Annotated in this window: 5 protein-coding genes; all 5 read left to right on the top strand. The window is 45.0% G+C overall.

Annotation, left to right across the window (positions count from 1 at the left end):
- Positions 1-503 precede the first annotated feature (503 nt).
- On the top strand, positions 504-1481 hold the full coding sequence (gene cas1f / locus BIW53_RS20050) for a type I-F CRISPR-associated endonuclease Cas1f (RefSeq protein ID WP_070993786.1): 978 nt from the start codon (positions 504-506) through the stop codon (positions 1479-1481).
- Positions 1478-4900: a type I-F CRISPR-associated helicase Cas3f gene (gene cas3f / locus BIW53_RS20045; protein ID WP_070993785.1), complete on the top strand. Its 3423-nt coding sequence runs from the start codon at positions 1478-1480 to the stop codon at positions 4898-4900. Before cas1f ends, cas3f begins: the two co-directional genes overlap by 4 nt.
- Before the next feature lie 435 nt (positions 4901-5335).
- On the top strand, positions 5336-6628 hold the full coding sequence (gene csy1, locus BIW53_RS20035) for a type I-F CRISPR-associated protein Csy1 (protein WP_070993783.1): 1293 nt from the start codon (positions 5336-5338) through the stop codon (positions 6626-6628).
- Positions 6625-7563, top strand: a complete 939-nt coding sequence (gene csy2 / locus BIW53_RS20030) for a type I-F CRISPR-associated protein Csy2 (protein WP_070993782.1) — start codon at positions 6625-6627, stop codon at positions 7561-7563. The genes csy1 and csy2 overlap by 4 nt, the downstream gene beginning before the upstream one ends.
- Positions 7564-7599: 36 nt before the next feature.
- Positions 7600-8628, top strand: a complete 1029-nt coding sequence (gene csy3, locus BIW53_RS20025; RefSeq protein ID WP_070993781.1) for a type I-F CRISPR-associated protein Csy3 — start codon at positions 7600-7602, stop codon at positions 8626-8628.
- Positions 8629-8635 lie beyond the last annotated feature (7 nt).

The following is an 8635-nucleotide window of genomic DNA, read 5'->3' as shown; positions in this document are numbered from 1 at the left end:
GGGTGACGATTGATGAGATTGGGAGTTGGGCTGCAAGACTGAGTTCAGGGTGACGGTTTGATTTAGAATGTCTGGATATAGGCACAGGCGGCTCAAAAAACACCACTGTCATCCTGACGAAGGTCAGGATCTTGTGCCAGCTTTATCGCGATGTGCAGATGGACCCTGAAACAAGTTCAGGGTGACGATTGATGAGATTGGGAGTTGGGCTGCAAGACTGAGTTCAGGGTGACGGTTTGATTCAGGCTGGATATAGACTCTGGCGGCTCAAAAAACACCACTGTCATCCTGACGAAGGTCAGGATCTTGTGCCAGTTTTATCGCAATGTGCGGGTGGACCCTGAAACAATTAGAAAGCAATCATGTTGAGTTTTATGTGATTTAGCAGAATATTGCTCTACCTCAAAAAAAGAGGAATAACTCGTCTATTTTTATTGTATTTGGCGAATTTGCGTTTTAGTCTGAAAGTTAACCATATGTAAATTATAGGTACAAAGGCTAGCATGGAAGACTTCAGCCCAACCGATTTGAAAGCAATTCTACATTCTAAACGAGCCAATATTTATTACTTGGAGCACTGCCGAGTAATGCAAAAAGATGGCCGTGTTCTATACCTCACAGAAGCTAAACATGAAAACCAATATTTTAATATTCCCATCGCGAACACCACGGTTTTAATGCTCGGCAACGGTACTTCTATTACCCAGGCGGCTATGCGTATGCTGGCCCACGCGGGTGTGTTGGTGGGGTTTTGTGGCGGAGGCGGTACGCCGTTGCATATGGCCTGTGAGGTAGAGTGGTTTACGCCACAAAGTGAATATCGGCCCACTGAGTATTTACATGGTTGGCTGCAATTTTGGTTTGATGATGAAAAACGCTTAAGTGCGGCTAAAGCATTTCAGCAAGCGCGCATTCACTATCTCGAAAAAGTGTGGAGCAAAGACCGAGACCTGAAAAGCGAAGGGTTTGAATTCAACCATGATGCTATTCAAAACGCACTGAATGCGTTTCATAAGCGTACTGATGAAGCGAGCAAACCGTCAGAGTTATTACTTACCGAAGCCCAGTTAACCAAGGTGCTTTACAAATACGCAGCCAATAATACCGGCGTTAAAGACTTTACTCGGCAGCATCAAAGTACTGATAAAGCCAATGACTTCTTAAACCATGGTAACTATTTGGCCTATGGACTTGCAGCCAGTTGTTTATGGGTGCTGGGTATTCCACACGGGTTTGCGGTCATGCACGGCAAAACCCGCCGCGGGGCTTTGGTGTTCGATGTAGCCGATTTAATTAAAGACGCGCTGGTACTGCCGTGGGCATTTGTGTGTGCAAAAGAAAACGCCACAGAGCAAGAGTTTCGTCAGCAAGTACTCCAAGCATTTACTGATCATAAAGCGTTGGATTACATGTTTGATACGGTGAAGAAAATTGCACTGCAAACATACTCAAGTGAGCAAATTGAGGCAAGCAACTTATGATGGTGACGTTTGTCTCTCAGTGCGAAAAAAACGCCCTCAAAAAAACGCGACGAGTGTTAGACGCGTTTGCTAACCGCATAGGCGATAACACATGGCAAACGTTGATCACCGAAGATGGCTTACTCACCGTTAAAAAAATGCTGCGCAAAACCGCCAGCCGCAGTACAGCCGTAAGTTGTCACTGGATACGCTCACGTTCTAGGAGCCAACTGCTGTGGGTGGTGGGCAATCGTAATAAATTTAATCTAGAGGGGGTAGTGCCGGTGAATTGGACAAGGCGCAGCCTACTTAACAGTGAAATTGAAAGCGATTGGCACTTTTTGCCTTTGATTAAAGGTTTGGTTGGGATTGCTGCATTGTTTCATGACTGGGGCAAGGCCACTGAGCTGTTTCAAAGTAAATTACAACCGAATAACCCAAACCAGTTTAAAGGCGACCCAATACGCCATGAATGGATCTCACTATTGTTACTACGCGGCTTTATTGACTCAATAAGTGAGCATTCAGATAAAGCATGGTTGCAGGCGTTAAGTTGTGGCGATATTAATGAACAAAAAATTCAAGCTGCGATTAAGCAAGGCCCACTTAGGCCAATGGCGCAATTACCACCTATTGCAAAGCTTGTTGCATGGCTGGTGGTGTCTCATCATCGCTTACCTTTGCCAAAGCAAGGTTCGCCTGATGATTATAAATCAGAAACAGCTAAGTCGCTTGATGAAATGCTTGCTAAAATCACGCAGCAGTGGGGCTATGAAAATAGCTATAACAAAAAGGAATTTGAAAAGCGCTTAGGGCAGTGCTTTGAATTTCCCAATGGCTTAATGAGTAACTCCAAGCCGTGGCTTAGTCGAGTTAAACGCTGGTCATCAAGTTTACTTGATTATCAAGCGCTTGCTATAAAAGCGATAGAAACGGGCGGCTATCGGGTGCTAGTGCATCATGCTCGGCTGTGTTTAATGTTGGGCGATCATTATTATTCATCTCAACAAGCAGACAAAAAATGGCAAAACACCACGGGGCTGTTCGCAAATACTGACAGAGCAACCAAGCAGTTAAAACAAAAGCTGGATGAACATTTAGTGGGGGTGGCGCGTTATGCCACCCAAGCGGCGCACTTATTACCTGCGTTCGAGAGTGAACTGCCTCTGGCAACAGACATAGAAAGCTTAAGAAAGCCAAGCCCAAAAGACTATAAATGGCAAGACAAAGCCGTTGCTCAAATTAGCCAATGGTGTGCTTTGCAAGCTGAAAAAGAGCAAAAAAGGTTTGGCTTTTTTGCCCTCAACATGGCAAGTACAGGCTGTGGTAAAACATTTGCCAATGCCAAAGTTATGCGCGCGCTGTCGGACGATAGCAAAAGCCTTCGTTATATTTTGGCTTTGGGCCTGCGCACGTTAACTCTACAAACGGGTGATGAATACGCGCAAAGGGTAGGGTTAGACAGCACTCAGTTGGCGGTTGTGATCGGTTCAAAAGCGGTCATGGAGTTACATAAAAAACATAAAACTGCGGCGCACACCAGTAACTTTGAACAAACTGGCTCAGAATCTGAAGCGCCGCTACTAGACGAAGATGTTGATTTTGAATGTGATATTCCACAAGAAAACCTCACCACCGTACTAAATAGTGAGCGCGATAAAAAGTTTTTATATGCCCCTGTGCTTGCTTGCACCATTGACCACATCATCAGCGCAATTGAAACAACACGTGGGGGTAAATACATACTGCCGTCTTTACGGTTAATGTCGTCTGACTTGGTGATAGATGAGGTAGATGACTTTACAGACGGTGATTTAATTGCGATCGGCAGGCTGATCCATCTTGCGGGTATGCTGGGGCGAAAAGTGATGCTCTCCTCTGCTACCATTCCCCCATCACTGGCCGAGGGTTACTTTAAAGCATATCGCGATGGTTGGCGCTTGTATTGTGCCACCCGCAGTGCGAGCGAACACATAGGGTGTGCTTGGATAGATGAGTTTAATACACACCTAGATACCAATCGTGCCAGCTCGCTAGAGTCAGCTAAAGGGCCAGCTATATTGCAGTATCGTGCAAAACACGACGAGTTTATTCAAAAGCGCCAAGGCAAATTGGCACAGCAACCTATTTTAAGAAAAGCCGATATCAGCCTTTGCGAGGCGATATATGATAAGAAGCAAGTGCCAGCGCAACAAGTAGAAGGCGAGCAAACCAAGCAATCAGCCTACTTTGGCGTGATTGCTCAAAGTATTTTAGTAAAACACGGTGAGCACCATTTTGTGGATGAACATACTAAGCTCAAGGTGTCATTTGGGGTGGTACGTGTTGCAAACATTAAACCCTGTGTGGCGCTGGTTCAGTTTTTACTGTCGTATGATTGGCCCGATGACATTGCAGTTAGGGTAATGCCTTACCACAGCCAGCAAACACTGCTACTGCGTTCAATACAAGAGCAGCATTTAGACCAAGTGTTAAAGCGTAAAGAAAGTGCCAACGAACAGCCCAAAGCGCTACAAAATACACTCATACGTGAACATTTAAATAAGCTATCAAGTCAACAAAACCAAGTTAAAAGCCTTATTTTCGTATTGGTTGCCACACCCGTTGAAGAAGTAGGGCGCGACCATGATTTTGATTGGGCGGTGATAGAGCCATCATCGTATCGCTCAATCATTCAACTTGCAGGGCGCGTACGCAGGCATCGTAAAACAGCGGTTGAAAGCCCCAATGTTGCCTTGCTGCAATACAACTATAAAGCCATTAAAAACGCCCATGTTGACGGTTTTAAAGCCTTTGTTAGTCCGGGGTTTGAAAAAAACGGTCGGTTAAAAAGCCATGATTTAACACAGCTAATTGATGTTAAACAGGTCGCTGAGCGTTTAGATGCCAGCGCACGGATCTGTAAACCCAAACATATCAATGCGGACTATGTTGAAAACTTGACCCAAGCGCAAAGCCTTGCGGAGCTTGAGCATGTGGTAACGCTGTGCGCCGTGGCCTATTACAAATCAACCGGTTCGGGCGCGCGGGGGCCTGGTACTTTGCAAGGTTATCTTGAACACCACTGGTTTTTAACGGCATTACCGCAAGCACTCACCCCTTTTCGACAAGGGTCACCCAATGTAAAAACCTATTTGGTGTTTGATCAATACCAGCAGCGTAGCCGTTTTTGTGAAAAAGACCCCCAAGGCCAAGCCATCGACAGAGAAGAGATCCTTAATATAAAGCGCATAGCGTTGAGCGCGCACCAGCTTCAACGACTATGGTTAGTCAGAGACTTTGACCAAGCCTGCGCTGAGCTGGCTGATTGTCATGCACATGAACAAAGCCCGCTGACTCAGCGCATTATATCGCTTAAATACGGCGAGCTGAGCTTTCCATTTAATGAAAACAAACGCTATGCATATAACGATCAACTTGGGCTGGTGAAGGTTGAGTGAAAGGAGGCCAGAGCTGAGCTCTGGCCTCTAAGCCGCCTTTGTGGCGGTGAACAATCTATATTGAATTTCAATATTGCATTTTCTGAGCTGCCTTTGTGGCAGTCACACGTTAATCATATAGATAAAAAGATATTTATCAATGTTAAAATAAATTTCAATACTGCATGGCTTTACTTTGTCTTTCGATCCTTCTAAACTGATTAATAGTTGAGCTGGCATTGGGGGCCATTAGTATGGATAAGCGGTATGTAATTACAGAAACTACAACCAGAAGCGTAACTGAAACTAAGACTAAAGAAATAAGCTTAGTCTCGGAACGTAACGCTGTAAAGCAGCAGTTGCCCGATATGAGTAACTCAAGGTGGAGGTATCTGTTAAAAAAGCCGTTAGATATATTGTGGGACTATGTTAAGTCTAAAATTTCAGGAGGGAACGATGATAGATAAAGCAGTTGATGCGTTTTTTAAAGAAAGAAAAGCCGCATGGCTTAAAAAAAACATAAAAGCGTCAATGTTAGGTGACGAAATACAACAAACACATATGGAATGCGAGTCGGTATTTAGTTTGCAAAACTGGTTACCTAATGCGGCAAAAAGAGCAGGGCAGATCTCTATTTCTACCCACCCATGCACCTTTAGCCACCCCAGTGCACGAAAAAACAAAAATGGCTATGTCAGCTCGATTATCGCCAAAAGTGAAGCAAGTAATGATGGCTTTTTACGTTCAGGGAATGTAGAGGTAGTAGCCGATGCGTTAGGTAATGCGGCGGCGCTAGATGTTTATAAGTTTTTAACCCTAGTGCTAGAAGACGGGCAAACCTTATTACAGCACCTTGAGCAAGACACCGACTTAGCACAGCGCTTGTTTAGAACCACCCCCATGCATGAAGCCTCTGATTACGATGCACTTAAAGAGGGCTTTTTAGCTATGACTGCCCCAAGTAAAGAAGTCGTCACAAGTTCAAAAATAAAACAAGTTTACTTTCCGCTTACTGCAAAAAATAGTGATGATGTAAGTTATCACCAACTATCGCTATTAACCGCGTCTGGCATTTTATTTGCGCTGAGAAAGCGTTTAGATACGATGCGCTTTGGTGATGAGATAAAGCTGGCCAGAGAGCAGCGTAAAGCCAATTTAGCCCACCCAACTCATTGCGAAATTAGCAACCTTACTACTATTGGTTATGGCGGCACAAAGCCGCAAAACATCAGCGTGTTAAACAACCAAAATGGCGGTAAAGCGCATTTATTGATGAGTATGCCGCCTAAACTACAGCGACGAGATCTTCATTTTCCACGCAGTGATTTTTTTGCTCAAGTAGTACGTTATCGCCATTGCCAAGCGCAGTTTAAAGCACTCGATGTGTTGTATCGCTTACCCAACGAGCATTTTAACAATATGCATACCAGAGCAAAACGCGACGAGCTATATCAAAGCGTGATTGATCATGTGATTGAAAAAATGTACCTGATAAGAGAAGTGGCTGTGCAGCAATATGTGGCAACCAGTAGTGGTTTAGCTCAAGCGCAGCGAGTGTGGTTATGCCCAGAGCATGACCAACAGCGCTTTGAAACCGACAGTTGGTTAGATGAAATTTGTGATGCCATCGTCAATTTTATGTTTCATGGCTATGAAAAAACGCTGGGCAATAAAGCTGTTAAGCTCAGCTATGCAGAGCGCCAGCATATGAAGCAAGTGGTACACGATAACAAGGAGTTTTTACGATGATAGGAGCAGTAAAAAAACTGCTGGTCATACCGCATATAAAGGTACATAACGCTAACGCGCTTTCTAGCCCGTTTACCATCGGCTTTCCTGCAATGACCGCATGGTTAGGCGCGGTACATGCTTTGCAGCGCCAGCTAAACAAACAACACATAGGAGTGGCTTTTAACGCTGTTGGGGTAATAAGCCACGATATTGACTTGCAAACATACAAAGGGGAAAGCGATTACGTTCACTCAATTGTGGGCACAGGCAATCCGCTGGATAAAACAGGCGCAAGATCAGCCTTTATTGAAGAAGCCCGCTGTCACCTTGATGTGAGTTTAGTGATTGAGTTTGACAACATAACCGTGGATGAACGAGCGCGTTTGATTGAGCAAGTAACACAGCTTTTGCATGGCAAAATGAAAATGGCCAGCGGTGATATTAAAAGCTTTAAAACGCCCATTTGCATGAATGTAACACACGACGATGAGGGCGAGCTTAAAAAGCTGCAAAGGCTCCTTATGCCCGGATATGCGCTGATAGAGCGTCGCGATTTAATGATAGCGGCAATGAGTGAAGGGCAAGATGCCCTGCAAGCGCTGATTGATTTTACCTCGGTACATTACAGTTGCGAAACCGACGACACCGACAAGGTGAAGTGGTTTCGGCACAGTAAACAAGTGAATGGCGCATCGGCGGGTTGGATTGTACCCATTGCTACCGGATTTTATGGAATAAGCGAGTTGGCAGCGGCTAAAAACCAAAGAGATCCCGATACCCCACACCGCTTTGCTGAAAGCCTAGTCACTCTGGGTGAGTTTAAAATGCCCCACCGTATTCACTATGTAGAAGATATGTTGTGGCGTTATCACTCCCAAGGCGACTACTACCTTTGTCAGCAAAGTAAATTTGCAACACCTGAGCCATGTGACTCAGGGAACGAATTTGAATAGCACTGAATTTAAAAATTAAAGAAAAGGACAATCAACATGGCTAAAAAAGAAAACACCGCATCAGTATTGGCATTTGAGAAAAAACTCGTAACCAGTGATGGGCATATGTATGGCACGACTTGGCAAGAGCGTACCACACGCTTACAGCCGCTAAAATTAAATGAAAAGTCGGTGCGCGGTACCATTTCAAACCGCTTAAAAGCGGCCATCAAAGGCGACCCTGCAAAACTGAACGCGGAGGTTGAAAAAGCCAACCTACAACGGGTTGATGCCTGCGCGCTAACACCTGAGCAAGACACCTTGAACTTACAATTTACTATTAAAGTGCTGGGCGGCATTACCGAGCCTGCAGCCTGTAATAATGATTTGTTTAAGCAAAGCTACCGCAATGCAGCGCGTGCTTATATTGAAACACACCAATTTGCCGAGTTAGCGCGCCGCTACGCCATTAACTTAGCCAACGCTCGGTTTTTATGGCGCAACCGAGTTGGTGCAGAGCAAATAGAAGTGCAGGTGTCGGCTAAAAATAACCAAGTTGAAAAATCGTGGACCTTCGATGCAACGCAATACAGTACCAAACATTTTGACCATCAAGACGAAAAAATTGATGAACTGGCCACTTTGATTGCCCAAGCACTGAGCAGCGACAATGACTTCTTGATGCTGGATATAAACTGTTATGCCCAAGTTGGCCGCGCGCAAGAAGTATACCCAAGCGAGGAGTTAGTACTTGATAAAGGCAAAGGCGAGAAAAGCAAAATGCTCTATCAGGTGCAAGACATTGCTGCCATGCACTCACAAAAGCTAGGCAACGCGCTGCGCACAATTGATACGTGGTACCCAGAATTTACCGACCCAGAAGCCAGTGCAGGCCCAATTGCCATCGAACCTTATGGTGCGGTAACCAACCGAGGAAAGGCATATAGAACACCCGCTGAAAAACAAGACTTTTACACCTTTTTTGATGTCTGGGCCAGAGGAGAGCAGTTGCAAGCCACTGAGCAGGAGCATTATGTGATGGCCACATTAGTGCGCGGTGGGGTGTTTGGAGAAAGCGACAAATAAGGTGGTT

The sequence above is a fragment of the Pseudoalteromonas byunsanensis genome, from assembly GCF_001854475.1.
Classification (GTDB): Bacteria; Pseudomonadota; Gammaproteobacteria; order Enterobacterales; family Alteromonadaceae; genus Pseudoalteromonas; species Pseudoalteromonas byunsanensis.
This window is presented reverse-complemented; position numbering and strand designations above follow the sequence as displayed.